The sequence below is a fragment of the Rhizobium indicum genome, assembly GCF_005862305.2.
In the GTDB taxonomy this organism is placed as follows: domain Bacteria; phylum Pseudomonadota; class Alphaproteobacteria; order Rhizobiales; family Rhizobiaceae; genus Rhizobium; species Rhizobium indicum.
Window position 1 is genome coordinate 1,973,267 of the sequence record NZ_CP054021.1, and the last position, 25,889, is coordinate 1,999,155.

Genomic DNA, 25,889 nt, shown 5'->3' on the forward strand with positions numbered 1-25,889 from the left:
AGATTGGCGGAACACTGCTCTATTCTCATCATCGACGACAACATCGACGATCTCGAGGTCTATCGCCGCATATTGGGCCGCGTTTCCAGCACTGCCTATACCGTCGTGGAGGCGGAGACGGGCGAAGAGGGTCGTGCGCTGAATGGCCGGAAACGGCCGGACTGCATCCTGCTCGACTATTCGCTGCCGGGGCGAGACGGGCTGGGCGTTCTTGCCGATATCCTGGAGGATGATCCCGCCGCCAACGTCATCATGCTGACCGGCCAGGGCAACGAAACCGTCGCCGTCGAGGTGATGAAGAGCGGCGCACGCGACTATCTGACAAAGGATTCGCTGTCGCCCGAGACACTGCATCGCTGCATTCAGAACGCCATCATGCACGGCATGCTGGAAGCAAAGCTGGAGCAGAAGCGGCAATCGCTTGAGATCTTCACCCGCGCCATGGCCCATGATTTGAAGGAGCCGCTCCGGACGATCAAATCCTTCAGCCGCATCCTGCACGGTTCTGCGGCGCTCCCGGCCGAAGACCGGGAATTGCTCGATTACGTGCTCAGCGCCGCCGACCACATGGAAGACCTGATCGTCAAGGTCTCGGGCTTCACCAAGCTCGAGGCCTCCGGCGGGCTAGAGCTCAGGCCGGTCTCGCTCTCGGCCGTGCTCGACCAGGTGGAGGACAATCTTCGCCAGCAGACCGAAAGCCGCGGAGCCGTCATCATCCGCGGGGCGCTGCCGGAGGTCATGGGCGATGCGACGCTGCTGACCCAGCTCTTGCAGAACCTGGTGTCGAATGCCATCCGCTATTGCGAGCAGAAGGTTCCGGAGATCAGCATCACAGGCGAAGCGCTGGGCGATACCTGCCGCCTCACCGTGCGTGACAACGGGCCCGGCATCGACCCCGAGCACCGCGAGCTGATCTTCCAGCCGTTCAAGCGTCTCGTCGGGCGTGGCATCGAAGGCACCGGGCTCGGCCTTGCCATCTGCCGCCGCATCGCGCAGATGCATGGCGGCTCGATCTGGTGCGAGGCAGAAAATGGGCCGGGCGCCACCTTCGTTCTCGAAGTGCCGCTCGCCGAGGCGAGGCCCGTGCCATCATCCGCATCGGCCGTCCCGCACAGCGCCAGGCCGGCGGAGCAGTCAGGCGAAGGTTCGGGCAGGCTCGCCGAAGTGCTGCTGGTCGAAGACAGCCCGGCCGACATCCAGCTTCTGAAGATCAAGCTGATGCGGCGGGACAAGGTGAATTTCAACCTGCATGTCGCCACCAACGGACGCGAGGCGATGCGGCTGCTCGAAGAGCGCGCCGGCATCGCCGATGTGCCGCAGATCGACCTGATGCTGCTCGATATCAACATGCCGATCATGGACGGCTTCGAGGTGCTGCATGCGCTTTCAGCCGACATCCGCCTCAAGCAAATTCCCGTCTGTATCCTCAGCACCTCAAGCGACGAGAGCGACATGCGGCGGGCCAGAAATCTCGGCGCGCGCGCCTATATGGTCAAGCCGCCGACCCTGCAGCAACTGGAAGAGGCACTTGAAGATGTCGAACATTTGGAGTTGTTGCAGCGCGGCGATTCGCTTGCGCTTTGTGCGGAACAAAATTAAGCGATCGTCATTGGCAACGGTATGACCTTCGCAGCTCTCATACTCGCGCTCCTGACGACACCGCTTCAATCAGGACTGCTCTCGATGGTATCAGGCATACATCACATCACGGCCGTCACCCGCAAGGTGCAGGCGAATGTGGACTTCTACGCGGGATTTCTCGGCATGCGGCTCGTCAAGCAGACAGCCGGTTACGAGGACGCGACACAGCTTCATCTGTTCTACGGCGATGCAGTGGGGGCGCCGGGCTCGCTGCTGACCTTCCTCGCCTGGGAAGATGGCGCGCCCGGCCGGGCCGGTTACGGCCAGATCAGCGAAATATCGCTGTCGATCAATCCCACCAGCATCGGCTACTGGCTGACGCGCGCCATGAGCTTCGGTCTGAGCTCAGAGGGACCGGCCGACGAATTCGGCGAGCCAGTGCTCAGGCTGAAGGATCCTGACAACATCATCCTCAAGCTCGCGGGCGCAAAGAACCTCGCATCGCCGGCCGCCTGGGACGGCGCCTCGATCCCGGTCGAGCATGCCGTTCAGCGCGTGCGCGGCGCGACCATGCTGACGGAGAAGCCCGCCGAAAGCCGCAGTTTCCTCGAGACGCATTTCGGTTACCGCTTCCAGGCCAGCCGCGGCACGATCGACAGGCTGGTGTCGCAATCCGGTGACGTCATCGACGTGCGGGATGCGCGCGGCTTCTGGTCCGGCGCGCCGGGCACCGGGACGGTCGATCACGTCGCTTTCCGCGCTGCCGACGAGGAGACGCTGCTTTCCGTTCGCAAGGCTCTTGAGGCGACCGAGGCATCGCCGACCAACATGCATGACCGCAAATATTTCCGCTCGCTCTACGCCCGCGAGCCCGGCGGCACGCTGGTGGAACTCGCCACCGACAAGCCCGGCATGACCGTCGACGAAGAGCAGGCCGCCCTCGGGGGGAAGCTGTTCGCGCCACCCGAAGCCATCACCAACCTTCACGACCTGAAGGTGATGTTGCCGCAATTTTCAATGCCTGGCCAGCCGCGTGTCAATTATCGCGAGCTGCCATTCGTCCACCGGTTCTATACGCCCCCGGACCCCGATGGCAGCGTCTTCGTTTTGTTGCACGGCTCCGGCGGCAATGAGACGACGCTGATGCCGCTCCTGAACAAGGCGGCGCCGCGGGCGACGCTGCTCGGCGTGCGCGGCCGGGCGACGGAGGAAGGTTTTCCGCGCTGGTACAAGCGCATTACGCCCTTCTCCTTCGATCAGAACGACATCAAGACCGAGGCCGAAGCCTTCGCGGCCTTCATCGAAGGCGCCGTCAAATCCTACGGGCTCGATCCTCAGAAGGTCGTCTATGTCGGTTATTCCAATGGCGCCAACCTCCTGAACTCGCTGCTTTACCTGCACCCGAACCTGGTTCACAAGGCGGTGCTGCTCCGCTCCATGCCTGTACTCAGCGACTATCCGCATGCCGATCTGAAAGGCACGGACCTGCTCGTCATCAGCGGCAAGACGGATGCCTATGGCAAATATGCGAGCGAGTTGGAAGAAAGGCTGAAGAGTTCGGGCGCCACCGTCGATTCCGACGTCATCCCCGGCGGCCACGATCTCGGCGATGCCGACATTCCGATCATCCAGAAATGGCTGTTGCAGGAAAATCGCTGACGATCAGCCGCGGCGAGCAACCATGATGCCGGCAAGCACAACGGCGCCGCCGAGCGCCTGCATCGTCCCGATCGCCTCGTTGAGCAGAGCCCAGGCAAGGATTGCCGCAACGACCGGCTGCAACAGCAGCGTCAGCGAGGAAAAGGCCGCCGGCAGATAGGCGAGCGCATAGGTGATCGCCACCTGCCCGCCGGCATGGCTGATAAAAGCCAGGCCGAAGACGATCGACCAGCCATAGACGGTCGCGGGCAGCATATAGCCCTCGTAAATCAGGCCGATCGGGAAGATGCAGACGGCAGCGCAGGCCGTGCTCCACAGCATGATGCGGATCGTATCGAAGCGGCTGCGCAGCCTGCCGATCGCAAGGATGTAGCAGGCATAGAAGAAGGCGGCGATCATCGCCATGCCGTCGCCGCGAAGGTCGCCATTGCCGATGGCTGCCGGTCCGCCCTTCAGAATGACGACGCCTGATAGCGCCAGGACAAGCCCGAGCGCGAAGACGCGGCTGATCCTCGCGCTGAAAAAGGCGAAGGCGATCAGCGTGACGAAAACCGGTGCGAGATTGGCAAGCAGCGTTGCGTTGGCGACCGACGTCATGGTGAGCGAAAGGTGCCAAGCGGCGAGATCGAGCGCCAACATGACGCCCGGGAGAACCAGCATGCCATAGTCGGAAAGGCTTTGCGGCTTCGGCCCCCTTTCCTTCTTCATGAGCGCGACGATGACGATCGGGATCAACGCCAGCGCCACGCGCCAGAAGGCCGTCGCCATCGGACCGACTTCGGACAGCCTGACGAAAATCGGCGAGCCGCCGATCGCCGCCCCGCCGAGAAGGAGCGCGGCAAGAGCGAAACGATTGGAAGGCGAGGCTTCGGAAAGGGTGGGAGCGGCCTGCGACATGATCTCGATATTTCTGGTCGCCCAAATGCCGGGCCGGCGGGATATTACAGCGCCGCGCGTCTTTTCGAGAGCCGCAAAGGACGCTGTAACACTTTAAATTGCTGCATAATTTTATCCTTAAATCGATTTCGATTTAAGGAATTATGCAGTGATGGCCGACGGACTATCAGAAGTCGATCACCGGGGACAGTCGAAGAGCGACGTATTGGTGGAAAATCAGGCAGGATGCCTATTCGTCGTGCTGGTCCGCAGCTTTTCGGCGATCTCGGTCGCGACGAAGAAGGCATGCTCGGTCACCTGCGGCAGTCCCATCAGCTCGCCGAAGGTCCCGCGCGCCAGCGGACCGGAGATCAGCAGCGAAGGATCTGCGTTTCCTGACGGACCGATCGCCTCCGAGCGCTCGGTGCAGGCAAGGCCGAGGCCGGTCGGGTCGAGCGTCAGATGGCCACTTGCCGCCAAGGCTGCGAGCCAGGGCTGGGTTTGGAGAATACCGCCATGCGCCGGGCCGGTGGTGACGACGACGGCGTCATAGCGTCCCTCCAACGGCTGGCGCTGATGACGCGGCTGCAGGGTGCAAAGAATGAGCTCGCCCTCGATGCGCGTATCGGCAACCGACCCGGCCAGGATATCGAGGCGACCCGCAGCAACCGCCGCGTCGAGCACGGCCTCGACCTGCGGTGCGATACGGAAACGATGCACATCCCAATAGGGACGCAGATGGCGGACGAGACGGCGTCGTTCGGCAACCGGCAGCGTCTGCCAGAGATCGTATCCCTGCGCCCGCACCTGATCGATCACCCCATGCCAGCTGATGCCCTCTTCCTTCGCCGCATCTATGGCGGCGCGGATCCCTCTCAGCAGCGACACGGCGGAATGGGTCGCATCGGAGATGAAATCGCCGAAGAGCTCCTGCGGTACCGGCGGATGGCCGCGAGACCGCAGACCGCGGCGCGAGATCGCGGTCACCGGACCGTCATGCCCGCGCTCAGCCAGCGAGGCGATGACATCGGCGGCCGTCAGGCCGTTGCCGATGACCAGCACCCGGTCCTGCGGGCGGATCACGTCGAGCGCGCCGGGCTTGGTGGTGTCGGCGACGAAACGGGGATGGGCGGCAAGCCGGCTCGCAAGCCGGCCCGGGGCTGCCGGCGGCGGATGGCTGGTGGCGATCGCGACGATATCGGCCTCCGTCACGCCGCCTCTGTCGTCGAGGATCGACCAGCGGCCGGCACGGCGTTCGACAGCCGTCACTGCGGCGCGGCAATGACGCACGCTTCCGTCTTCCAGCAGCGGCTTCAGCAGCGAGGCGACATATTCGCCGAACAGCCGGCGCCGGGGGAAGAGCGAGCCATCGGGCTGCCTGGCCTCAGGGTCGCCGGCGACGGCGTCGCGGGCTTCGATCCAGGCCAGGAATTCGCCCAGGTCATCGGGCTGCAGGCTCATCTTGGCGGCTGGAACATTGATGCGGTGGGCCGGATCGGCCGTGTCATAGGCAAGGCCGCGGCCGAGTTCGGCGCGCGGCTCGAAGACCATAATGGCAGGGCGCTCGCCGCAGTTGGCTCTCGCGAGATGATAGGCGACACCGGCGCCGGAGACACCGCCGCCGATGATGGCGACGACGGGCTGTTCAGACGTCGGGAGAGGCTTGGGCTGCATGGTGGCCGGGATCATTGCTTTCGATGCCCGAGCATAGAAGCCGGGCATTGGTCACGCAATCCTCCGCCCCCGATTGTCTATAATTATTATGTAGATTTAGCCTTACCCCGATATCGTCGTCGAGAACTCGGGATTGCCGCGGATGGTGTTGCTCACCGTGCAGATCTCGTCTTCGGCGACATGGGCGATTTTCTGCCGGGTTTCTTCGTCGATATCGCCCTTGATCGAAAAAGCGATGTTAAACTTGGCAACGCGCGAAAGGCCTTCCGTCGCCTTCTCGCCGGTGACCTCGGCATTGATCTCGCTGATCTTGTCGAGAATACCCATCTGGCTGGCGGCGATGCGGGCGCTGAGCACCAGACAGGCCGAGAGCGAGGAATAGAGCAGATCGAGCGGATTGAAACCCGGCTGTGACGGCGCGGTGACGATATCGATCTCGCCCTTGGTGGCGGAAGTGACGTGCGGGAAACCGGTACGGCCGACAACGGCGGTGGCGCCGGTCGGGCGGGGACGAGCCTTGAGATCGGCCATGTTGAAAATCCTCTGACGAACATCTTGCAGATGGTGATTTCCGCCTGAGGCGGCAATGGCAAACGCCGCCCATGAGTTTCGGAACCTTTCCACCCGTCATCAGTTGAATACACCTGAACGAAATCCGTGACAAAGGTGGATTGCGATGCCTGACGTCCGCAGCATGGATAACCAAGGCCGGCGGTTGGATGCCCGCGATCGGCTGATCGTTGTGCTCTATGCGCAGCTGAAGGCCGAGCGCGAAACGCGCGAAACGCTGGAATGGGCGATCCGAAATGGCGCCGTCTCACGGGAGGTGCTGGAAGCAATCGCTGCCGATCCGGTTCCCGTCGTCACCAGCGAGGATATCGCATCGCTGGAGAAGATCATTGCGCTCGATGAACGCCGCAAACCAAATCGGAACTAGCCGACGACGACATGCACCCTATTTGAGTGAGAAGAGGAGATCCGAAATGGCCGATATCACCTATCAGGTCGTGCCGCATGACGATGGCTGGGCCTATAAGCTCGGCGACACACTTTCGGAAACCTATGCAACAGCTGATGAAGCGATTGTCCATGCCAAGGACGCCGCATCGCGCCAGAAGATCGGCAATGGCGATGCCCTGCTCGCCTATCCCGCGCCCGACGGCCGCGGCTGGGCTTTTCAGGAACTCGAAACCGACAAGAGCGGCAGCCGGCTCTGATCTGCAACGGAGGATGGAATGGCCGCTCGGGCAAGCTGGAAGGGTCATCTGAAGGTGGGTGACCTTGCCTGCGCCGTCGGGCTCTACACCGCCGTTTCCTCCTCCGACCGCGTCTCCTTCAACATTATCAACCGCAGGACCGGCCACCGGGTGGAACGGCAATTCGTCGACAGCGAGACCGGCAAACCGGTCGAGCGGGGCGACCAGGTCAAGGGCTACCAGATGGAGAATGGCGACTACATCGTCATCGAGGGCGACGAGATTGCCGAAATCATGCCGGAAAGCGACAAGGTCCTCAATATCAAGGCTTTCATCGCCTACGACGATATCGACAAGCTTTATTTCGACCGCCCTTACTATCTCGCGCCCGTCGACGAACATGACGAGGAGGCGCTGTCGCTGATCGCCAGGGGCATGCGTGACGGCAAGGTCGCGGCTCTGGCCGAAGCCGTGCTTTTCCGGCGCAACCGGACGCTGCTGATCCGCCCGCATGACGACTGCATCGTCGCGACCATGCTGAATTTCGACTACGAGGTGCGCTCGGCCGATACGGTTTTCAAGGACATTCCCGACATCCAGTTCGACAAGGAAATGATCGCGCTTGCGGGCCATATCATCGGCACCAAGCAGGGCAGTTTCGAACCGAGCACATACGAAGATCGCTACGAGGCTGCCCTCGTCGAGCTGGTGAAGGCGAAGATCGAGGGCCGGGCGCCACCGAAGAAGAAACCGGCTCCGGAACGCAAGGTCGTCGACCTGATGGAAGCGCTGCGCCAGAGCGCCAAGATGAGCGGCAAGGCGCCAGCAAAGAAGGCCCCGGCGAAGAAGAAGGCGCCGGCGCGCAGCGACAGCAGCAGCAAGAAGGCAAGCTGAGATGGCCTCGCCCCCTGGCGGGCGATGGGCAATCTCAGGCGCACCCGACCTCGCTCGAATGCATCGGTTTGTCGCGCCGGCGAAGCTACTGGACCTGAAGCGCGTCAAAGTAGATTCCCGCGGTGCGCTTTAAGTCCTTGATCTATTTATGTCGTTTCCCAAAATCGCTGGCCACTTTTTCATTGGCGCGGCTTCTCGCCGCCTTCCGCCGCCAGGCTCTTTTTCAGCGCATCCATGATATTGATGACGTTGCCGGTCGATTTCACCGGTGCAGGTTTTTGCGCGGGCGCTGCCTTCTTCAGGTTCTTCTGCTTGCCGCGGATCATCGACTTCAGACGTTTCTGGATCGGATCCTGCACCATGGTCGGGCTCCAATCCTTCGTCTCCTCCTTCACCAGTTGCGTCATCAGCGTCAGCAGCTTGGTGTCGATCTCGGTTTTGTCGTCGAGTTCAGCCACGGGATCACGCACCTCGTCGCCATAACGCAGGGTCCACAGAACGATGCCTTTGCCCAGCGGTTCCAGCAGCACCGCACGCTCGCGACGATAGAGGACAAGGCGGGCAATGCCGACAACGTCATTTGCCTTCATCGCCTCGCGGATGACGCAGAAGGCTTCCACCCCGACCTTGTCCTCCGGCGCCAGAAAATGCGGTTTGTCGTACCAGATCCAATCGATCGAGCCGCGCGGCACGAATGTGTCGATCTCGATGGTGCGGGTGCTTTCGAGCCCGATTTCCTCGATCTCCTCGTCTTCGAGAAGAACATAGTCGTCCTCGCCGCGCGGATAGCCCTTTACCTGGTCCCTCTCGGCCACCGGCTTGTGGGTGACGCTGTCGACATAGCGGCTTTCGACGCGGTTCTTCGTCTGGCGATTGAGGACGTGGAAACGGACCTTGTTGCTTTCGGTCGTCGCCGGCGTCAGCGAGACGGCGGCGGTGACAAGCGAGAGCTTGAGATAACCTTTCCAGAATGTCTGACGTGCCATGTCTGTCCTGTCTCCCGGACACGGTTGGGCATGGCAATCAACGGCGAGTTCGGTCTTTGGTTCCGGCAATTGAAGATTTCGTTGATCAGATACGGTCGGTGCATTTCCATTTCATGGATCGGCTGCCGTTGGGCCGAGCATTACGGGCGGAGAGCCAGAGCCACTCTTTCCTTGCCACCGCCATTTTCCTCTTCAATAATGAAAGCCCCAAGACGTCAGGATATCGGTAATCTGAATGTTGCGACTTTTCGCCAACCTCGTCATCGTCCTCGCATGCAATTTCTTTCTGATCGTCGGCAATGCTGGCCCGTCCTTCGCACAGGAATGCCCCGACCCGACAAAAGCGACGAATGCCTCGGCCCAACAAAAGCAGGCAAGCAAGCGATTAAATCGCGCTCTTCCCATCTATCGCGCCAGATCGGCCCGATACAATCTGGCTCTTGTCGGCGATTCGCTCGTCGAACTCTGGCAGCCCTGGATCAAGGACAGCTTTCCCACCCGCCCGGTGATGAACCTCGCGGTCGCCGGCGACACCACGCAAAATGCATTGTACCGCCTCGATGGTTTAGACCTTCCGGATTTCCATCCCGCGGATGTCGTCGTGCTGATCGGCACGAACAACCTGGGTGCGAAAACTGCGCCATGCGCAGTGGCAGCTGGTGTCGTGGCTGTTGTCAGCAAGGTTCGCGCTCTTTGGCCGGGCGCCCATATTTATGCGTTGTCCATACCGCCTCGGGGCAAGCGCTATGCCTTCTACGAGGATGTCAGAATTCCGGCCAACCAACTTGTCGCATCGTCATTGGCTGAAATGCCGGGTGTCACGTTTGTTCAAATGAACGATGATATGTTGCGGTGCGGTAAGCCAAGCGATAAGGATTGTTCCAACTACAAGCCTGACCATCTTCATTTCAATGAAGGGGCATACAAGCTGATCACGAGCTTCCTCGCCACAGCGGGTCTACAGCTTTGATTTTTGCCGCTCAGGTGGTTACCAAAACGTAAGGCGGAATGTCATGAGCACCTCATTTGACAGCTACCAACCGATTGGCCTGCAAAGACATAGACCCAGAGCTCGCGCGCAATATCGCATTCGGCGTGAAACCCTCGTTCGGATCCTCCTCTCGGTAATATTTTATGTTTCCCTCTGGAGAGCGACCGGCATGTGGTATGGGCTGCCCGCCGACTTCCAGGAGGGTGTCGGCAAAGATCCCATGCCAATGCGGCTCTTGCTGATGTCGCTCGTTCCACTCATTGGCCTCTACTGCTTGCTGGAGCCCAGGCGAGTCGTTGAATTGCTCCGCAGCGCTTCGCCGCTGGTCGGCATAGTCTGCTTATGCGTCTTTCTGTCGATTGCTTTTTCCGTCAGCGTTACAGCCTCGCTCCGGGCTCTCGTCGCCGTCGCATTGCTGACAGCTGGACCCCTTCTTTACAGAGCCCGTTATGGAGCAGTCGACACATTTGAAAGCCTGGCGAAATTTGCCATTGCGACGGCTTTCATCAATATTCTTTACACGGCAGCCTTTCCCCGGTTTGCGGTGATGAGAGGCAGTTATGCCGGGATGGTGAAGGGCGCGTTCTACCACAAAAACATGCTCGGCCAGTTTTCGGCAACAAACTTCATCCTGCTGCTTCCAGCCCTGCCGATGTGGCGTCTGCGCTATTATGATCTCCTGCGATGGGCGGCAATGCTGCTCTACCTCGTGCTCATCGTGCTGGCGAAATCATCAACGGCGATCATCCTGCTTTCGATCGGAATAGCCGTATACTACGGAATGAGCTGGATTCAGCGCTTTCCAGGCCGGATCTTCAGATCCTTCGTCGTTCTTCTTGCATTCGCCCTGCTGGGCTTTGTCGTCTCCGTCGCGTTGATGGGTGTGGCGCAGGCGATTGCCGAGTCATTCGGGAAAGACCTTACGCTCAGCGGACGTACGAATGTCTGGGAACAGTTGCTGCCGCTGATCTACGAGCGGCCGCTTTCAGGCTGGGGATTCGCCTTGTTTCGACAGCCCGATATCATGGAGCAATATGTTCGCCTTACGTGGGACGCTCAATCCACCCACAACACCTATATCGAACTTGCGTTGAACATGGGCATACCCGCCACCATCATCTGGACCTCGTTCGTCGTGGTGCGGCTCGTGGCGAAGATGACCTCGTCGCCCCTCAATCAAGCGCTCGCCATCACCAAGAGAAAGGAGGTTGTCATCATCCTCCTGATCTTGATCGGCGCGTTCACCGAAGCCGGAATGATGCTCGCCCCCTTCATCTTATGGCCCCATACCGTGATCGCACTTACGAGCCTCGGCCCGGAGTTCCTGTCCCGCTTCCGCAAACCGACCCAGGCAGGCGCGCAACATGCATCAGGCTAAAAAGATGACTTCAGATAATCGTAGACTGGTTGGCCTCGATGGGATTCGTGGCTTGGCGGCTATTTGTGTGGCAGTGCATCACACCGAAGGGTTTGTCGGATTTGATGCAGCACCTGCTGCCTACCTCGCCGTCGACCTTTTCTTTTGTCTCAGTGGCTTCGTGATCGGCCACGCCTATGAGAAGAAACTCATTCAAGAGTCTTCACTCTCTGCCAATGATTTCGCCATCAAGCGTCTCATCCGCCTATACCCCCTCTATCTGCTCGGTTTGTTGCTCGGCGTGCTTGCATATGCAGGCATGTCGCTCAGCAGAAATCAGCAAATGGATCCGATGCTGTTTGCCACCTCGTTGATTGCCTCGATGTTCTTCCTGCCGGCGATCGGTGGGACATCGCTGAAGGCGCCGAACCTGTTCCCCTTCAATGGTCCGTCATGGTCACTATTCCTGGAGATCGTGATCAACCTCGCCTACGGCTATACGGCAAGATTGCTGTCCAACGGTGTGCTCGCTGTCATCCTGCTTGCGTCATGGGTTTGGCTGGCGGCGCAAACGCTGGCCCATGGAAGCGCCGACCTGATCCCGCTCGACGGCGCCTTGCTCTCCGGATTTCCCCGCGTTCTCTTTTCTTTCAGCCTCGGCATCTTGATGTACCGCTACCGCGCGCGGCTTTCCCCTTCAGGCATCGGAAAAGCAGCCGCAGTGACAGTTATCGTCGTCGCGACTGCTCTTCTCGTCTTCCAGGCGCCAGCCGCCCTGGTTGGCATAAAGGACCTGATTGTCATCACTGCTTTATTTCCTCTCGCCGTGCTTGTCCTTTACACAGCCAACTTCGATGGCGTGCTGCGACAGCCCCTTCTTATTGCGGGGGAGGCGTCCTACGCGCTCTATGCAATTCATGTTCCGCTGCTGGGATTGCTGCTGGGAGCCTGGAAAGCTGCGGGCCTGGGACAACCGCCGGCCTGGGCGATCTTTGCCATCGTTCTTCCGCTGATCGTCGTATTGGCCATTGTCGTCACCCGCCTCTACGATGAACCGGTTCGCAAAGCGCTCAGCGCAGGAAAGGCCATGAGGCTTCGCTGGCGGCGATCCTGATTTTGGCGAATTAGAGCGTCCTTTCTCCGCCTGAACGGACGCTCTAATCCCCGTGTAGCCAAGCGATACGCCGCTTAAATCGAGAGATAGCGCTTCTGCCAAGGCAGCCTGTGTTCCTGCCATGCGCGCGGCGTGAAATCGTCATAGGCAGTTTCAGCGATCGCCAGCATCCAGTTCTGCGCCTTGCGGGCCAGCAGGACACATGACAATTCCATGCCAGGCTCGACCGCAATGGAGGGCCGGTTGGCGCCTGGGATATCGATCCCCTTGTTCCGCCATTGGATGCGGATTTCGTCGGGCTCGGATGTCCATTCGCCGGAGGCAACGGAGGCGTTGCCATCGGGCTTGAAGCGCAGCGGCGGCGGGGTAACATTCAGAAAGCTGCCATCGTTGCGATAGTTGCCATCGATATCACCCGCGGTCGCTTTGCCGTTTCCCTTGAGAACGATATCCTGTTCGCACCGCAGAAATATGTTGCGCCGAAAGCTGCCGGACCACCGACGGTTGGCGAAGAACGCGATGTCGCATTGGCTAATGACGTTGTCGTGGATATCGATGTCTTTGCGAAATGCCTGCTCCTGATCCGAAAAGCCGCTCAGGCTGACGCCGCGATTGGTGTTCTCGATCCAGTTGTCATAAATGTGATGGCCGGCGTGGTCGGCCTTGTCGCCGACGCCGTAGCCGAAGGAATAGTCATTCATCCTGCCGTCGCGCATGATGTTGCTGCGCACCACGGCGTCATCCCCGATCGACGAAAAGGAGAAATTCTTGCCGCCGATGAAATTGTACTCGACGAGGTATTTTCGCGTTTTGTCGCAGACCAGCGCGCCCTTGTTCGATGCGCTCGCCGGCGACTGCAGGAAGAGGTTGCCGCGGATCACGATATCGGAGCTGATATTGTCGTCGCTGTTTTGATAAGCGAACTGGCAGCAGTCTGCTCCCTCGCCCGGGGCAGCGCCGATGCGATTATTCTCCAGCAACACGTGCGTCGTCTTCGTCAGGTAGATGCCGTCGCCGTTCACATTCTCCGTTTCACAGCGCCTGACGGTGAGGTTCTTGCCATTGTGAAATTTGAAGCCTCGAGGAGAGTTCTTGACGATAACGTCTTCGATCACCGTATCGGAAAACACCTGATAGGCGACGCCAACATCCGGCGCACCATCGATGACCTGTCCGCGTGTAGACGCGCCGTGAACTTTCTTTCGCAGGATGGCGGTCATTGCATTTCCTTCGATACTGGTGCCGCGGGGAATTAAGCAGAGGGCATGTGGCGGATGTTTGAATATTTGGAAATTCAGCTTGTAAACCGCCCATCTTTCAGAAACGACAAGGCTTGGCTCCACATCATCTTGTTGACGGGCAAGAAAGTGTGGTTTGCCGGAATGACGATATGCGCCGCCGCGCCGTCGAGACGCGTGCTCTCCACCGAAACCTTCCCATCGTTCGGAACCCTGAGGCCGATGATAAGTGAAGAGACCGGATCAATGGTCCGGTTCCCAGCGATAATGCCAAGCTCGTAATCGACCGTGCCGAACAGCTCGGTCATTGCGGTTTGATCGGTAATCAGCTGCTGTCCCGCCGGTCCATAGACCTTTCTGTATAGCGGCCAGCTCTTGAGGAAATCGGCAATCTGACTGCCGTTGTTCGGCGTTCCGACCATCACAACTCTCCCCAGGTTGGCTGGGCGATAGCTCCTGAGAAACGCGCGGATGACCAGCCCACCCATCGAATAACCGACGAAATGGACCCGGCCATCGTCTGCTTTCTTCACGGCGTCGTCGATCTCCGGCCGAATGATGTCGACGAGGTCGCTGATCGAAAACCGGGTGGAGGGGTAACCGACATTCACAACCCGATAACCGTGGCCGGACAGGAAGCCGGCGAGCTTCGCCATGCTTTTTTTCGTCCGGGCGATGCCGTGAAAAAGGAGGACTGTGTCGTTCATCAGTGTCCGCTCAACTGCTATCGATCGGGTCTATCCTGTAGCTTTCAAGGTGAACCTTGTCGATCAATGCCGAATAGCCAGACATCCGAATAATTTCGTTGTGGCGCACATGTGCTCGAAGCCGGAGCATGCAGGGCGTGAAAGCAGGCGTGCGCTTATTCTCACACCCCCGCCACAAGCGCCTTGTTCTTATTTTGAGACGTCTACGGCCACCTCATCGATAAGGGCCGCGACCTCCAGGGGCTTTGATTGCGGCAAAGCATGACTTGCCTCCAAGGTCGCGACTTTCCGAGCATTGAGACGAGCCGACATCGCCTTTTGATTTTCAGGAGCAATCATTCTGTCTTCACTTGCTATTTGATACCAGGACGGCTTCTTCCTCCAAGCCGGGGCGGTGATGACGTCTCCAAAGGTGCCGGCGAGCGGCGCTTTTTGGGTCGCCGCCAAAACGAAAGCATCTTCCGGGGATATATCCTGGCAGAAGCTTTCGTGAAATTTGTCAGCCTTGAGCCATAGGTAGTTGTCGCTGTCCGGCTCGATATTGGCCATTGCCACAGGAGGATGCTGTTGGGTGATTCCGCCTGGACTTTCGCCTGCGTCGGGAGCGAATGCGGCGATATAAACAAGCCCCGCGACATTCGGTTGATCTCCCGCTTCGGTGATGACCGCGCCGCCGTAGGAATGACCCACGAGCAGGACCGGCCCTTTCTGCTGGGCCACCATCTTGCGTGTCCGTTCAGCGTCCTCAGCTAGCGAAGTCAACGGCAGTTCGACGGCGTGCACGGACTGATAACCCCTGCGCGCCAGTTCGAGTATGACCTTGCCCCAATGTGCGGCTCCACCCCAAAAGCCATGCACCAGAATGATTTTCGGTTTATTACTCATAGTTTTCTCCTGTTTCCTGGGAAGAGCGACACGGCCGTGATCGGCGACAAGGGAATCCGAGCCGCCTCCTTCCTCCGCCGTCGACGGATTTGGCGGCGTACTCCGGTGGCCGCCTTGCGAACGGTCCTACATATACATCCAACTGCATTAATTGATTGCATTCAATATAGCTAGATCTTTCCGATGGATGCGATAAGTCATCTTGCCGCAAACCGCGGCCGACACCAAAAAGCGGCCGCGAGTCGAGGCAGTCCCCTTCCTAAAGTCCCGCGTAAACAGGTGACAGAGGCTCGTGCTGCTCAAATATTCTGGCTCCTCCCAGTGATTGACGGCCAATTGAATGCATCTGATTTGGGCTTTCGTGCATTCGATTTTGGCGTTCTGTCGCACAGAAAAACAGCTATGAAATTTTCATTCTGAAAATTGATCGCATAAATGAATGCATTATAGGTCGATTTGACTGCTATTTATGCATAATCAATCTGGCATGGCGCTTGCAATTGGATGGATGCTCCCCGGATGGGGATCGGATTTCAATCAAGGAGCCATCCATGCCCGCAGTGACCAAGCCAGCCAATCAAAAAGGCGACTTTCTTGTCGATTACGAGGACAAGGTTTTCGAAGACATACAGGCCGGCGAAGGCGAAAAAGCCCTCGTCACCTTCCATACGGTGGCCTTCGAAGGTTCGATCGGATTCGTCAACCTGCTGCAGGCGACACGCCTGAAGCGGAAGGGTTTCGAGACCTCGATCCTTCTCTACGGCCCGGGCGTCACGCTCGGCGTCCAGCGCGGTTTTCCGACGCTCGGCGCGGAGGCTTTTCCCGGCCATCTGAATTTCAACAACCAGATCGTCAAGTTCATGGAGGAAGGCGGCAAGGTCTATGCCTGCCGTTTTGCCCTTCAGGCGCTTTACGGCCATGGCGAAGGCGCGTTGATCCCCGGCGTCACGCCGATCAGTCCACTCGACGTTCTCGACCTGATCCTGATCCATCGCCGCGACGGCGCCTTCATCCTTGATACCTGGACGCTCTAAGCAGCAAGCGACGCAAAGAATAAAGGGCGGAGCCTTGGCGCTCCGCCTCCCCACCCGTCAATCGAGGATTTCGTCATGGAGAAAAAACCGAGCGTCCGGGTTGCCGCTGCGCAGATCGCGCCGGATCTGACCTCGCGCGAGAAAACACTGGCCCGCGTGCTGGATGCAATTCGTGAAGCGGCAGCCAAAGGCGCCGAGCTGATCGTCTTTCCCGAAACCTTCGTCCCCTGGTACCCCTATTTTTCTTTCGTGCTGCCGCCTGTTCTCTCCGGCAAGGAGCACGTGCGACTTTACGAGGAAGCCGTCACGGTACCGAGCGCTGCCACCGATGCCGTCTCGGCAGCCGCCCGCGAACATGGCATCGTCGTGGCGCTTGGCGTCAACGAGCGTGACTACGGATCGCTCTATAATGCCCAGCTGCTGTTTGATGCCGATGGCACGCTCCTCCTCAAGCGTCGCAAGATCACCCCGACCTTTCACGAGCGGATGATCTGGGGCCAGGGCGACGCCTCCGGCCTGAAGGTGGTCGACAGCGCCGTCGGACGGCTTGGGGCGCTGGCCTGCTGGGAGCACTATAACCCTCTGGCCCGCTACGCCCTGATGGCACAGCACGAGGACATCCATATCGCCCAGTTTCCGGGGTCGATGGTCGGGCCGATTTTTGCCGACCAGATGGAGGTCACCATCCGCCACCACGCGCTGGAAAGCGGTTGCTTCGTGGTCAATGCCACAGGCTGGCTGACCGACGAGCAGATCGCCTCCATCACGTCCGACGCAGGGCTGCAGAAGGCCCTTCGCGGCGGCTGCATGACCGCGATCATCTCACCCGAAGGCAAACACGTCGTGCCGCCGCTCACAGAAGGCGAAGGCATCCTGATCGCCGATCTCGACATGAGCCTGATCGTCAAACGCAAGCGGATGATGGATTCCGTCGGCCATTATGCCCGGCCCGAGCTGCTGCATCTTGTCATGGATGGCCGCGCCACGGCGCCGATGGTCACCACCACCCAGCCATCCCTCCCCACAGCCGAAGCAAGGATCCTTTCCGATGGAGAATACGACACGTCTGCCGACCGAGGTTCTGATCAACGAATTGCAGTCCTACGGAGCCCGGCTCGTTGACCCCAAGGCCGGACATGAAAGCCGCCGCGGTGGTGCCGGACCTTCCGACCACAAGGCACTGACCATTGACGGCATGACGGTGATGGTGCCGGTTCACACCGCACCTGCGTTCGAGAGCCCCTATCTGGTCGAAAAGCCGGACGATATGGGCCGCAGCCGTATCAGCAGGGACGGCACGGTGCTGGGCGAGGTCTCCTTTCCCCTGCGCCCGCGCTTCTACGAGCGCTCGACCGCCGACGGCATTCCCTATTCGCAGATCGCCGTTCTGCACGGCAAGGACGTGCTCGCTACGACCGTGCTGCAGACCTGCATCCGCTATCAGAGCCGCACCAAGACCTGTCAGTTCTGCGCCATCGGCCAATCGCTGGCAGCCGGCCGTACCATCGCCCACAAGACGCCAGAGCAGCTCGCGGAAGTCGCCAAGGCCGCGGTCGAACTGGACGGCGTCAAACATATGGTGATGACCACCGGGACGCCGAAGGGCGACGACCGCGGTGCTGCGATCCTCGCCGACAGCGCCCGCGCCATCAAGGCGGCCGTCAACATTCCCATCCAGGCGCAATGTGAGCCGCCGGAAGACGATATATGGTTCACCCGCATGAAGGAGGCCCGCGTCGATGCTCTCGGGATGCATCTGGAAGCCGTGACACCGGAGGTGCGTGCCCGCATCATGCCGGGCAAGGCGCAGGTCTCGATCGCCAAATACATGGCCTCGTTCAAGGCCGCGGTGGAGGTCTTCGGGCGCGGCCAGGTCTCGACCTATATCCTGGCGGGGCTCGGCGACAGCCGTGAAGCCATTCTGGACATCTGCGAAAAGCTGGTTGCTCTCGGCGTCTATCCCTTCGTCGTGCCCTTCGTGCCGATCTCCGGCACGCCGCTCGAAAGCCATCAGGCGCCGAGGCCCGACTTCATGCACTCGATCCTCGGCCCCTTGTCCAGGATGCTGGTCGCCAGCGGCTTGAAGGCCGTCGACATCAAGGCCGGCTGCGGCAAATGCGGCGCCTGCTCCGCCCTTTCCACCTATGAAAGGATGCTCACCAAATGATGCTCGAAACCTTTGCTCCCTATCGCTCGAGCGAATTCCAGGTGAAGTTCGCGACCTCCGCCTGGGAACGCAGCCAAGCGCATGCGCTGCGCCGTGCCGTCTTCTGCGAGGAACAGCAGATCTTCGAGGGCGATGACCGCGACGCGATCGACGATCAGGCCATCCCGATCGTGGCGCTCTCCATGCTCGGCATTGCCGCCGATCAGCTGGTCGGAACAGTGCGCATTCATCAGGCCGAACCCGGCCTCTGGTGGGGCTCGCGACTGGCGGTCCACCAGGATTTCCGCAAGATCGGCGCCCTTGGAGCGACCCTGATCAAACTCGCCGTGTCCTCCGCCAATGCGATCGGATGCCACACGTTTCTCGCCAATGTGCAGGTGCAGAACGGTCTGCTGTTCCGCAGGCTGCACTGGGATGTGATCGAAGAGTTCGAGGTCTACGGCAAGCCGCATCTCAGGATGAAGGCCGACCTTGCCTATTATCCACCCTGCGCCACACCCGAGGCAGGCTTCACCGCCCTTTCCAGAAAGGCGGCGTGAGGATGGCCGCAATCGACATCAAGAGCCTGGCGGCAAAACTCTCGGCCAGCAGCGGCATCGCCGCCAAGCAGGATATCGGCACGATCGCGGCAAGGCTCGGTCTGCAGGGGCAGCAGATTGCCGTCGGCGACGATTGCGCCGCGCTGCCCGATGGCGACGGTTATCTGCTCTTTGCCATCGAAGGGTTCATGAACGAGTTCGTCGCCGCCGACCCCTGGTTCGCCGGCTGGTGCGGCGTCATGGTCAATATCTCCGACGTCGTTGCCATGGGCGGCCGACCGATCGCCGTGGTCGATGCCGTCTGGGCCGATGGCGAGGCTGGCGCGACACCCGTTCTGGAAGGCATGCGGGCGGCATCCAGCGCCTTTGGCGTGCCGATCGTCGGCGGCCATACCAATATCCGCAGCGAACGCGGCCAGCTATCGGTCGCCATTCTGGGTCGCGCCGGGAAGTTGCTGACGAGCTTCGATGCAAAGCCCGGCGATGTGCTGGTTGCAGCGATCGACCATCGCGGCCGTTACCGCGAACCCTTCAGCAACTGGGAAGCCGCCACCGATGCCGCGCCGGCGCGCTTGCGCGGCGACCTCGAGCTGCTGCCAGAGATCGCCGAGGCCGGGCTGGCGCTGTCTGCGAAGGATATCAGCCAGGGCGGCATCATCGGCACGGCCATCATGCTGGCCGAATGTTCGCATGTCGGCATCGATATCGACGTCACCGCCATTCCCCTGCCCGCCGGTGTCGCCCTCGACCGCTGGCTCGTCACCTTTCCGAGCTTCGGCTATCTGCTCTCGGTCGCGCCGGAACAGGCGGCCGAGGTCGTCACCCGCTTCACCGCGCGCGGCATCAGCGCTGCGGTCATCGGCGCAGTCGTGGCTGGCGCCGAGGTCGCGCTGGTCGATGGCGAGAGCCGTGCAGTGGTGCGCGATCATGCCGAAACACCGCTGCTGCAGCTTGGTCGGCAGGATGTCGCCGCATGAGCCTCCCGCCGCACCGAACGCTACGCATTGCCATGCTGACCCATTCCACCAACCCGCGTGGCGGCGTGGTTCATGCCATGCAGCTTTCGGAAGCGCTGACCTCGCTTGGCCATGAGGTGGTCTTGCATGCGCCCGATGCCAAGGGGGCGGGCTTCTTTCGTCAACCCTCCTGCGGCACCGCCTGCATTGCCGTGCCGCCGGCACCCGCGGACATGACGCAAATGGTCGAGCAGCGGATTGCCGATTATGTCGACTATTTCCAAAGAACCGGAACCAATGGCTTCGACCTCTTTCACGCCCATGACGGCATTTCCGGCAATGCGCTGGCGACGCTCAAGCTGGAAGGCTTGATCCCGAATTTTGCCCGCACTGTCCACCACATCGACCAGTTCGCCGACCCGCGCCTGATGGCTTTACAGGATCGCGCGATCGATGCGGCCGATATCTTCTTCGCCGTCAGCCGCCTCTGGCAGGACAGGCTGAGAGACGAGCGCGGCATCGCGGCGACAGTGGTCGGCAATGGCGTCGACACCAACCGTTTCTCGCCTGCCTGGAGCGGGGAGCAGGTCGCTCTGCGCGACAGGCTGCAGCTGGGAAGCGGGCCGATCTTCCTCAGTGTTGGCGGCATCGAGGCGCGAAAGAACACCCTTGGTATTCTCGAAGCCTTTCGTCAGGTCCGCGCCATCCGGCCGGATGCCCAGCTTGTCATTGCCGGCGGTGCCTCTCTCCTGGACCATGGCGACTATCAGGAGGAGTTCCGTTCGTGCCTCGCCTGCCTCGGTCGGGACGCCGCGGCGGTGCATATCTCCGGAGCGATCGCCGATGCCGACATGCCGAGCCTCTACCGGTTGGCGGATGCGCTGGTGTTTCCCTCGCTCAAGGAAGGCTTCGGCCTCGTCGTTCTGGAAGCCATGGCCAGCGGCATTCCGGTCGTGACATCCTCGATTGCGCCCTTCACCGAATATCTAGGCCCGGGTGACGCGATCTGGTGCGATCCGCATCATCCGGTCTCCATTGCCGAAGGCATGGCGCTGGCGCTGGTCGCACCGATCCGCGAGCAGATCATTCCCCGTGGTCTCGCGGTTGCCGCCCGCCATGGCTGGCAGCAAACCGCGACCGCCCATCTTGCCCGCTATCACACGCTGCTGGAGCCCGACCATGCCTGAAATGCGCTTTGTCATAACCTGGCCCGATGGCCAGGAAGAGAGCTGTTATTCCCCCTCGCTGATCATCCGTGAGTTTTTCACCGAGGGTGAAAGTTATTCGGTCGCCGATTTCGTCGATCGCAGCCGCAGGGCGCTTACCATCGCCAGCGATCGCGTGGAGGCGAAGTTTGGTTTTGCCTGTTCATCCGCAAACGAGCAACTCGCCCGAATTGAAAGCGCCGCTGTCGCCTTCCTGAATGACGCAGATGCCCGCGTCCACTGCAAAACCTTCATCCTCTGAAAGGACTAGTCCATGCCCCAGAACCTGAAGCAGCATTACAGCACCGCCGTCATCGGTGGCGGCCAGGCCGGCCTGTCCGCCAGTCACTACCTGAAGAGGCACGGCATCGATCATGTGGTTTTCGAGAAGAAGACCGTTGCGCATAAATGGAAGAATGAACGCTGGGACGCCTTCTGCCTGGTGACGCCGAACTGGCAGTGCCAGCTCCCCGATCATCCCTATGACGGCACGGATCCGCACGGTTTTATGGTCAAGGACGAGATCCTTGCCTATGTCGACCGCTTCGTGAAGAAGGTCGATGCTCCGATCTTCGAGCAAACCGGCGTGACGTCGCTCGAAAAGCATGGCGGCCTCTTCCGGCTCGAAACCTCGGCTGGCGCGGTGACCGCCGATGCCGTGGTGATCGCCACCAGCCTCTATGCGGATCCGGCCATTCCGCGTGCTGGCGAGCGCCTCCCCGAGGACATCACGCAGATCCATACCGCCGGCTACCGCAATGCCGGCCAACTGCCGGACGGCGGCGTCATCGTGGTCGGTTCCGGCCAGTCCGGCTGCCAGATTGCAGAGGATCTGCATCTTGCCGGCCGCAAGGTGCATCTCGTCACCGGCAACGCACCGCGTTGCGCCCGTTTCTATCGCGGTCGCGATGTGGTCGACTGGCTTTCCGATATCGGCCAATACGACATCACGGTCGAACATGATGGCATGACGAAGAAGAAGCACGACACCAACCATTACCTGACAGGACGCGACCGTGGACGCGATATCGATCTGCGCAAGTTCGCGCTGGAGGGCATGGCGCTATATGGCCGCATGTCCGGCATCGCCGCCGGCCGGATGCTGTTCGAGCCGAACCTGAAGGCCAATCTCGACGGCGCCGACCGTGTCTATAACGGCATCAATGCCCTGATTGACCGGCATATCGCCGAAAAAGGCATCGATGCTCCTGCCGGATCCCCCTATGTCCCTGTCTGGGAGCCTGAGGCGGAGATTGCCGAACTCGACCTGAAGGCGGAGGGGATCACCTCGGTGATCTGGGCCACGGGATTCAGCCCGGATTGGTCCTTCGTCGGTCTGCCGATCTTCGACGGCAACGCCTATCCTGTTCATCGCCGCGGCGTCACCGCCCTCGATGGCGTCTACGTGCTGGGACTTCCCTGGCTCTGGACCTGGGGCTCGGGCCGGTTCCTCAGCGTCGGCAGGGATGCCGAACATGTGGTCGGGCATCTTGCGGCTCGACGTTCGGCACAGACATCGTCTCTCAAGCAATCGGTCAGCGCCTGATCATGAGCGCAGCCCTTCTCGATTTTCCGCCCGCAGGGCCTTCGGCACGCGACCTGATGGAACGTACCCTTGATCCGCATGTGCTGCTCGGCATGCCCCATCTGAACGGAAGCGGGTTATCGGAGACCTGGCTGATGAAGGAACTCGGCCATCGTCACTGGCTGATGCTCGCCTGTCATCTTGGGCTCGAGAATGCGGATTTCAGAACGGCCGATGGAGAGGAGGCTTATGCCGCGATCTGTGCAACGTCCGTGACAGATGCATGTTTCGACGTCGTGCAGGCGAACGACATTTTGACCATTCATTCGAGATTGTCCGCAGTCTCACGAACCCGGACGTCGACCCGGCACGAGTTGTCCGTCCACGGACGAAGCGTCGGCGCGGTCGAACTCATCTCAACCTTCGTTTACAGAACGATCAAAGACAGCAATCACTCGATTGCCCGTGTGACGTTGCCTGAGCCGCAGGGACAGCGGTTCCAGCCCAGCCGTCTGGCCCAGAATGCTGCTGACATCCGGAGTGGGCGGTTAGGGACGCATTTCGGGTTTCCGGTCCCCGCCAACAAAGCGCTCCGAACCTTTCGGTTTGATCCCAGCACCTCCCAGGAGTTCAACGGCGCAGGACTATTTTACTTTGCCGAGTATCAGGCATTGGCCGATCGCGCTTTGGAAAACTGGTTTCCCCGCAAGGGGCCGGTCGTCCGAAAGGACGTCTTCTTCCTTGGAAATATCGAACAAAATGAAAGCGTTTTCTTCGACCTTGTTGATTTTTCTGACGAGCAAAAAGCTGTCCATGGGCAGTTGCGACGCGAAAATGGGAAAGTGATCGCCAAAATATTCGGGACGTGGACATGTCTTCGCTGAGGCATGCATTGCAGATTTCAGCCGCCTCTCACCTGTCGTTTGATCGCCGCCAAAATGCATTCGGAATAGACTACCAGCAGGTAAAACCAGCATCGGCAACGACTGTCGTACCGGTCATGAGGCTTGACGCATCCGATGCAAGAAAATGGACGACGGAAGCGATCTCGTCAGGTTTGCCGAGACGGTGCATCGGGGTATCTCGCAGCCAGACATCGATCATGCCCTCATTGTCGTGGCGATATGTGGTCATCGCAGTCTCGATATAGGTGGGCGCAACGGCGTTAACCCGGATGCCACGGTCGGCCCATTCCGCCGCGAGCGACGATGTCATCTGGTGCACGGCAGCCTTGGCGGCGTTATAGTAGGTTTGCTTCTGCGGGCGGTTCGATATCAGACCCGACATCGACCCGATGTTGACGATCGAGCCCGAATTGGCATTGAGCATATGCCGGGCGAAGGCGCGGTTACACCAAAATACGCCATTGTAGTTGACGTCATTGACGTGGAGCCAATGCTCGTCGGTCACCTCTTCTGCGGCGACGCCGGAACGAGCAATCCCTGCATTCGCAACCAGAATGTCCACCTTGCCATAGGTCGAGACCACCCAGTCGGCCAGCCCATCGACTTCCGCCGATTTCGTAACGTCGACCTGGTAGATGGCGACATCATATCCCTTAGCCTTCATTGCCGCCGCGCCCTCATCGGCGATTGCCTTATCAATATCGGCAATGACAACTTTTGCTCCGTGTTCGGCAAGCGCCTCGACGCAGCTTAGCCCTATGCCGCGTCCGCCACCGGTAACGACGGCGACCTTGCCATCCAGGCGAAACTTTTCTGCGTACATTGCGTCCTCCACATAGTCTTCAAAAGATCAATGATCTTCCTAACGAACTTGCTCTGCGAGATTCAAAAACGGATGGCGGCCCGGCTGGTTGAAGTGCTTGCGGCGAACATCGAGCAACCTCTCGATCTGATCTGCATTGAACTCCTTGGCGCCGCCGTAGGAGGCCGCGAGGTAGACGACCTTGGCGTAGTAATCGAGTGCTTCCATCTTGAAATAGGCGCTGTTCAAATCATGCCCGTAAGTCAGGGCACCATGGTTTTCGAGCAAAAGCGCATCGTGCCTTTGCAGGTAGGGTATGATGGCGTCGGACAGTTCCGGCGTGGACGGAAGGCCGTACGGGGTCAACGGGACTTCGCCCAAAAACATTGTCGACTCAGGCATGATCTGCTGGGTCAGCGGCTTGCCACAAATGGCATGCACGGTGGCGTAAAGCGGATGCGCATGCACGACGGAACGCACATCGTCTCGATGATCGTAGACACACAAATGCATGCCAATTTCGGTGGACGGACGATATAGCCCGTCACCGATGGGCTTTCCGCTGCGATCGATATGGCAGATCATTTCCGGCTTCATAAAGCCCTTGGAGACACCGGTCGGCGTGCAAAGAAGCGTACCATCATCCAGTAGAACGGAAATATTGCCGTCGTTGGCCGCGCCCATCTCACGCGCGTAGGCGCGTCGGCCCACCTCGCAGATAAATTCACGCAGTTCGAGATTATTTTCCATGATCCTCCCCTTCAATTCCGGATAGGACCATAACCGCAACAGCGATGCAGTCAACAAAAACAGAAATTTTAATGTTTGAAAATGTTGTTTTTAGTAGAGAACCGGGATATCAAGCTTCTGAAAATGTTTGATCCATTCGTCGGAAGGCTGACGATCGGTGATAACAGCGTTGATTTGATCAACAGGGCAGACGCTGGTGAGCGCCGAACCATCAAACTTGTCCCCGTCGACGAGGAGACACACCTTTCGGGCGGCGGCAATGAACGCACGCTTGACCTCAGCATCCGGAAGGCTCGCATCCATAACGCCTCCCGATATCGAGATGGCCTTGCAGCTGATGAGTGCGATATCGGCATTGAATTTGGCGATTGCCTGCGTCGCCAATGTTCCAACGAAGGTCATCGACTGCTTACGCAGCTCGCCGCCGACAGACACGATAGTGTGCTGGGTTGCTCCGGGATTGGCGGTAATGCGTACAGAATTGGTAATCAATGTTAGGTCGTGATGATCTTTAAGCGCGCTGAGCACTTCAAAAGCTGTCGATGAGGAGTCAATCATAACGGCATACGCATCGTGCACCAATGCAGCCGCGAGAGCGGCAATCTTCCGCTTCGCCTCGATATTGGTGACCTGACGCATCCGGTAGGGAAGATCTTCCGCTTCGGCTTCCCTTGCTACCGCCCCTCCGTGTGTGCGGCTCAGAAGTCCGCTTCCATCCAAGGTCTGCAGGTCGCGGCGGATCGTCTCTTCGGTGACGCCAAAAGACTTGCTGAGATCAGTGACCTGCACCGTTTTGTGACGATAGACCAGGTCAAGAATTTTCTGTCTTCGTTCGACTGCGAGCATTT

General features: G+C 59.9%; 27 protein-coding genes. 17 read left to right on the forward strand and 10 right to left on the reverse strand.

Features of this window, described 5'->3' with window-relative positions; translation table 11 throughout:
* Positions 1–3: 3 nt before the first annotated feature.
* Positions 4–1,599, forward strand: a complete 1,596-nt coding sequence (locus tag FFM53_RS09785) for a response regulator (RefSeq protein WP_138388102.1) — start codon at positions 4–6, stop codon at positions 1,597–1,599.
* 21 nt (positions 1,600–1,620) lie between these two features.
* Entirely contained in the window at positions 1,621–3,240 is a 1,620-nt protein-coding gene (locus FFM53_RS09790) for a VOC family protein (protein ID WP_173883569.1), read from the forward strand.
* Between the two features lie 3 nt (positions 3,241–3,243).
* Here the strand turns inward: FFM53_RS09790 and FFM53_RS09795 are convergent, their stop codons facing one another.
* From FFM53_RS09795 to FFM53_RS09805, 3 genes are all read right to left on the reverse strand, one after another.
* Positions 3,244–4,137 carry a DMT family transporter gene (locus FFM53_RS09795; RefSeq protein ID WP_138334397.1) on the reverse strand — a complete coding sequence of 298 codons (894 nt, stop codon included), beginning with the start codon at positions 4,135–4,137 and terminating at the stop codon, positions 3,244–3,246.
* A gap of 216 nt (positions 4,138–4,353) precedes the next feature.
* Positions 4,354–5,838 carry an FAD/NAD(P)-binding protein gene (locus tag FFM53_RS09800; protein ID WP_171599687.1) on the reverse strand — a complete coding sequence of 495 codons (1,485 nt, stop codon included), beginning with the start codon at positions 5,836–5,838 and terminating at the stop codon, positions 4,354–4,356.
* A 54-nt stretch (positions 5,839–5,892) separates the two neighbouring features.
* On the reverse strand, positions 5,893–6,321 hold the full coding sequence (locus FFM53_RS09805; protein ID WP_138388103.1) for an OsmC family protein: 429 nt from the start codon (positions 6,319–6,321) through the stop codon (positions 5,893–5,895).
* Positions 6,322–6,466: 145 nt separating this feature from the next.
* Between FFM53_RS09805 and FFM53_RS09810 the strand changes: the two genes are divergently transcribed.
* The 3 genes from FFM53_RS09810 to ku (FFM53_RS09820) are packed head-to-tail and all read left to right on the forward strand — an operon-like array spanning position 6,467 to position 7,880.
* The gene (locus FFM53_RS09810) at positions 6,467–6,727 is read left to right on the forward strand and encodes a hypothetical protein (protein ID WP_138388104.1); all 261 of its coding nucleotides are present in this window, start codon (positions 6,467–6,469) and stop codon (positions 6,725–6,727) included.
* Positions 6,728–6,773: 46 nt separating this feature from the next.
* Positions 6,774–7,007 carry a DUF2188 domain-containing protein gene (locus FFM53_RS09815; protein WP_138334400.1) on the forward strand — a complete coding sequence of 78 codons (234 nt, stop codon included), beginning with the start codon at positions 6,774–6,776 and terminating at the stop codon, positions 7,005–7,007.
* 18 nt (positions 7,008–7,025) lie between these two features.
* Positions 7,026–7,880, forward strand: coding sequence for a non-homologous end joining protein Ku (gene ku / locus FFM53_RS09820; RefSeq protein ID WP_138388105.1), 855 nt, complete (start codon positions 7,026–7,028; stop codon positions 7,878–7,880).
* A gap of 179 nt (positions 7,881–8,059) precedes the next feature.
* On the opposite strand, the gene ku (FFM53_RS09825) is transcribed toward ku (FFM53_RS09820), so the two are convergent.
* Positions 8,060–8,866, reverse strand: coding sequence for a non-homologous end joining protein Ku (ku, locus tag FFM53_RS09825; protein ID WP_138388106.1), 807 nt, complete (start codon positions 8,864–8,866; stop codon positions 8,060–8,062).
* Positions 8,867–9,101: 235 nt separating this feature from the next.
* Here ku (FFM53_RS09825) and FFM53_RS09830 point away from each other — a divergent pair, with 235 nt between their 5' ends.
* From FFM53_RS09830 to FFM53_RS09840, 3 genes are all read left to right on the forward strand, one after another.
* Positions 9,102–9,836, forward strand: a complete 735-nt coding sequence (locus FFM53_RS09830) for a GDSL-type esterase/lipase family protein (protein WP_138388107.1) — start codon at positions 9,102–9,104, stop codon at positions 9,834–9,836.
* Between the two features lie 43 nt (positions 9,837–9,879).
* Positions 9,880–11,235 (forward strand): O-antigen ligase family protein, encoded by a 1,356-nt coding sequence (locus FFM53_RS09835; RefSeq protein ID WP_138388108.1) that lies wholly within the window; start codon positions 9,880–9,882, stop codon positions 11,233–11,235.
* 67 nt (positions 11,236–11,302) lie between these two features.
* A complete protein-coding gene (locus FFM53_RS09840; RefSeq protein WP_343075046.1) occupies positions 11,303–12,328 on the forward strand; it encodes an acyltransferase family protein in 1,026 nt (341 codons plus the stop codon).
* A 74-nt stretch (positions 12,329–12,402) separates the two neighbouring features.
* On the opposite strand, the gene FFM53_RS09845 is transcribed toward FFM53_RS09840, so the two are convergent.
* The 3 genes from FFM53_RS09845 to FFM53_RS09855 form a co-directional block, all read right to left on the reverse strand.
* The gene (locus tag FFM53_RS09845; RefSeq protein ID WP_138334405.1) at positions 12,403–13,548 is read right to left on the reverse strand and encodes a right-handed parallel beta-helix repeat-containing protein; all 1,146 of its coding nucleotides are present in this window, start codon (positions 13,546–13,548) and stop codon (positions 12,403–12,405) included.
* Between the two features lie 74 nt (positions 13,549–13,622).
* Positions 13,623–14,273 carry an esterase/lipase family protein gene (locus FFM53_RS09850; protein WP_138334406.1) on the reverse strand — a complete coding sequence of 217 codons (651 nt, stop codon included), beginning with the start codon at positions 14,271–14,273 and terminating at the stop codon, positions 13,623–13,625.
* A gap of 189 nt (positions 14,274–14,462) precedes the next feature.
* Positions 14,463–15,158, reverse strand: coding sequence for an alpha/beta hydrolase (locus FFM53_RS09855; RefSeq protein WP_138388110.1), 696 nt, complete (start codon positions 15,156–15,158; stop codon positions 14,463–14,465).
* Positions 15,159–15,709: 551 nt separating this feature from the next.
* Here FFM53_RS09855 and FFM53_RS09860 point away from each other — a divergent pair.
* From FFM53_RS09860 to FFM53_RS09900, 9 genes are all read left to right on the forward strand, one after another.
* Positions 15,710–16,192: an MSMEG_0572/Sll0783 family nitrogen starvation response protein gene (locus tag FFM53_RS09860; protein ID WP_138388111.1), complete on the forward strand. Its 483-nt coding sequence runs from the start codon at positions 15,710–15,712 to the stop codon at positions 16,190–16,192.
* A gap of 75 nt (positions 16,193–16,267) precedes the next feature.
* On the forward strand, positions 16,268–17,314 hold the full coding sequence (locus FFM53_RS09865) for a Nit6803 family nitrilase (RefSeq protein WP_138388112.1): 1,047 nt from the start codon (positions 16,268–16,270) through the stop codon (positions 17,312–17,314).
* Entirely contained in the window at positions 17,241–18,359 is a 1,119-nt protein-coding gene (locus tag FFM53_RS09870; protein ID WP_138388113.1) for an MSMEG_0568 family radical SAM protein, read from the forward strand. The genes FFM53_RS09865 and FFM53_RS09870 overlap by 74 nt, the downstream gene beginning before the upstream one ends.
* The gene (locus FFM53_RS09875; RefSeq protein WP_138334410.1) at positions 18,356–18,898 is read left to right on the forward strand and encodes an MSMEG_0567/Sll0786 family nitrogen starvation N-acetyltransferase; all 543 of its coding nucleotides are present in this window, start codon (positions 18,356–18,358) and stop codon (positions 18,896–18,898) included. The genes FFM53_RS09870 and FFM53_RS09875 overlap by 4 nt, the downstream gene beginning before the upstream one ends.
* Positions 18,899–18,900: 2 nt before the next feature.
* Positions 18,901–19,875: a sll0787 family AIR synthase-like protein gene (locus FFM53_RS09880; RefSeq protein WP_138388114.1), complete on the forward strand. Its 975-nt coding sequence runs from the start codon at positions 18,901–18,903 to the stop codon at positions 19,873–19,875.
* Positions 19,872–21,041, forward strand: a complete 1,170-nt coding sequence (locus FFM53_RS09885; RefSeq protein WP_138388115.1) for an MSMEG_0565 family glycosyltransferase — start codon at positions 19,872–19,874, stop codon at positions 21,039–21,041. Before FFM53_RS09880 ends, FFM53_RS09885 begins: the two co-directional genes overlap by 4 nt.
* Positions 21,034–21,321, forward strand: a complete 288-nt coding sequence (locus FFM53_RS09890; protein ID WP_138388116.1) for an MSMEG_0570 family nitrogen starvation response protein — start codon at positions 21,034–21,036, stop codon at positions 21,319–21,321. The genes FFM53_RS09885 and FFM53_RS09890 overlap by 8 nt, the downstream gene beginning before the upstream one ends.
* A 12-nt stretch (positions 21,322–21,333) precedes the next feature.
* A complete protein-coding gene (locus FFM53_RS09895) occupies positions 21,334–22,605 on the forward strand; it encodes an MSMEG_0569 family flavin-dependent oxidoreductase (RefSeq protein ID WP_138388117.1) in 1,272 nt (423 codons plus the stop codon).
* Between the two features lie 2 nt (positions 22,606–22,607).
* Complete coding sequence (locus FFM53_RS09900) at positions 22,608–23,468, forward strand: Pnap_2097 family protein (protein WP_138388118.1); 861 nt, start codon at positions 22,608–22,610, stop codon at positions 23,466–23,468.
* A gap of 70 nt (positions 23,469–23,538) precedes the next feature.
* Here the strand turns inward: FFM53_RS09900 and FFM53_RS09905 are convergent, their stop codons facing one another.
* From FFM53_RS09905 to FFM53_RS09915, 3 genes are all read right to left on the reverse strand, one after another.
* Positions 23,539–24,312, reverse strand: coding sequence for an SDR family NAD(P)-dependent oxidoreductase (locus FFM53_RS09905; protein WP_138388119.1), 774 nt, complete (start codon positions 24,310–24,312; stop codon positions 23,539–23,541).
* Between the two features lie 39 nt (positions 24,313–24,351).
* Positions 24,352–25,041, reverse strand: a complete 690-nt coding sequence (locus FFM53_RS09910; RefSeq protein ID WP_138388120.1) for a class II aldolase/adducin family protein — start codon at positions 25,039–25,041, stop codon at positions 24,352–24,354.
* A 90-nt stretch (positions 25,042–25,131) separates the two neighbouring features.
* A complete protein-coding gene (locus FFM53_RS09915) occupies positions 25,132–25,887 on the reverse strand; it encodes a DeoR/GlpR family DNA-binding transcription regulator (RefSeq protein ID WP_138388121.1) in 756 nt (251 codons plus the stop codon).
* Positions 25,888–25,889: the final 2 nt, after the last annotated feature.

What these genes read in the sequence shown, in the direction of transcription:
- FFM53_RS09810 (WP_138388104.1), top strand. Translation starts at nt 6,467, where the DNA reads ATGCCTGACGTCCGCAGCATGGATAACCAAGGCCGGCGGTTGGATGCC.
- ku (WP_138388106.1), bottom strand. Translation starts at nt 8,866, where the DNA reads ATGGCACGTCAGACATTCTGGAAAGGTTATCTCAAGCTCTCGCTTGTC.
- ku (WP_138388105.1), top strand. Translation starts at nt 7,026, where the DNA reads ATGGCCGCTCGGGCAAGCTGGAAGGGTCATCTGAAGGTGGGTGACCTT.
- FFM53_RS09915 (WP_138388121.1), bottom strand. Translation starts at nt 25,887, where the DNA reads ATGCTCGCAGTCGAACGAAGACAGAAAATTCTTGACCTGGTCTATCGT.
- FFM53_RS09900 (WP_138388118.1), top strand. Translation starts at nt 22,608, where the DNA reads ATGAGCGCAGCCCTTCTCGATTTTCCGCCCGCAGGGCCTTCGGCACGC.
- FFM53_RS09860 (WP_138388111.1), top strand. Translation starts at nt 15,710, where the DNA reads ATGCCCGCAGTGACCAAGCCAGCCAATCAAAAAGGCGACTTTCTTGTC.
- FFM53_RS09850 (WP_138334406.1), bottom strand. Translation starts at nt 14,273, where the DNA reads ATGAACGACACAGTCCTCCTTTTTCACGGCATCGCCCGGACGAAAAAA.
- FFM53_RS09830 (WP_138388107.1), top strand. Translation starts at nt 9,102, where the DNA reads ATGTTGCGACTTTTCGCCAACCTCGTCATCGTCCTCGCATGCAATTTC.
- FFM53_RS09885 (WP_138388115.1), top strand. Translation starts at nt 19,872, where the DNA reads ATGAGCCTCCCGCCGCACCGAACGCTACGCATTGCCATGCTGACCCAT.
- FFM53_RS09910 (WP_138388120.1), bottom strand. Translation starts at nt 25,041, where the DNA reads ATGGAAAATAATCTCGAACTGCGTGAATTTATCTGCGAGGTGGGCCGA.
- FFM53_RS09875 (WP_138334410.1), top strand. Translation starts at nt 18,356, where the DNA reads ATGATGCTCGAAACCTTTGCTCCCTATCGCTCGAGCGAATTCCAGGTG.
- FFM53_RS09790 (WP_173883569.1), top strand. Translation starts at nt 1,621, where the DNA reads ATGACCTTCGCAGCTCTCATACTCGCGCTCCTGACGACACCGCTTCAA.
- FFM53_RS09865 (WP_138388112.1), top strand. Translation starts at nt 16,268, where the DNA reads ATGGAGAAAAAACCGAGCGTCCGGGTTGCCGCTGCGCAGATCGCGCCG.
- FFM53_RS09795 (WP_138334397.1), bottom strand. Translation starts at nt 4,137, where the DNA reads ATGTCGCAGGCCGCTCCCACCCTTTCCGAAGCCTCGCCTTCCAATCGT.
- FFM53_RS09805 (WP_138388103.1), bottom strand. Translation starts at nt 6,321, where the DNA reads ATGGCCGATCTCAAGGCTCGTCCCCGCCCGACCGGCGCCACCGCCGTT.
- FFM53_RS09815 (WP_138334400.1), top strand. Translation starts at nt 6,774, where the DNA reads ATGGCCGATATCACCTATCAGGTCGTGCCGCATGACGATGGCTGGGCC.
- FFM53_RS09895 (WP_138388117.1), top strand. Translation starts at nt 21,334, where the DNA reads ATGCCCCAGAACCTGAAGCAGCATTACAGCACCGCCGTCATCGGTGGC.
- FFM53_RS09880 (WP_138388114.1), top strand. Translation starts at nt 18,901, where the DNA reads ATGGCCGCAATCGACATCAAGAGCCTGGCGGCAAAACTCTCGGCCAGC.
- FFM53_RS09845 (WP_138334405.1), bottom strand. Translation starts at nt 13,548, where the DNA reads ATGACCGCCATCCTGCGAAAGAAAGTTCACGGCGCGTCTACACGCGGA.
- FFM53_RS09870 (WP_138388113.1), top strand. Translation starts at nt 17,241, where the DNA reads ATGGAGAATACGACACGTCTGCCGACCGAGGTTCTGATCAACGAATTG.
- FFM53_RS09800 (WP_171599687.1), bottom strand. Translation starts at nt 5,838, where the DNA reads ATGCCCGGCTTCTATGCTCGGGCATCGAAAGCAATGATCCCGGCCACC.
- FFM53_RS09890 (WP_138388116.1), top strand. Translation starts at nt 21,034, where the DNA reads ATGCCTGAAATGCGCTTTGTCATAACCTGGCCCGATGGCCAGGAAGAG.
- FFM53_RS09905 (WP_138388119.1), bottom strand. Translation starts at nt 24,312, where the DNA reads ATGTACGCAGAAAAGTTTCGCCTGGATGGCAAGGTCGCCGTCGTTACC.
- FFM53_RS09835 (WP_138388108.1), top strand. Translation starts at nt 9,880, where the DNA reads ATGAGCACCTCATTTGACAGCTACCAACCGATTGGCCTGCAAAGACAT.
- FFM53_RS09855 (WP_138388110.1), bottom strand. Translation starts at nt 15,158, where the DNA reads ATGAGTAATAAACCGAAAATCATTCTGGTGCATGGCTTTTGGGGTGGA.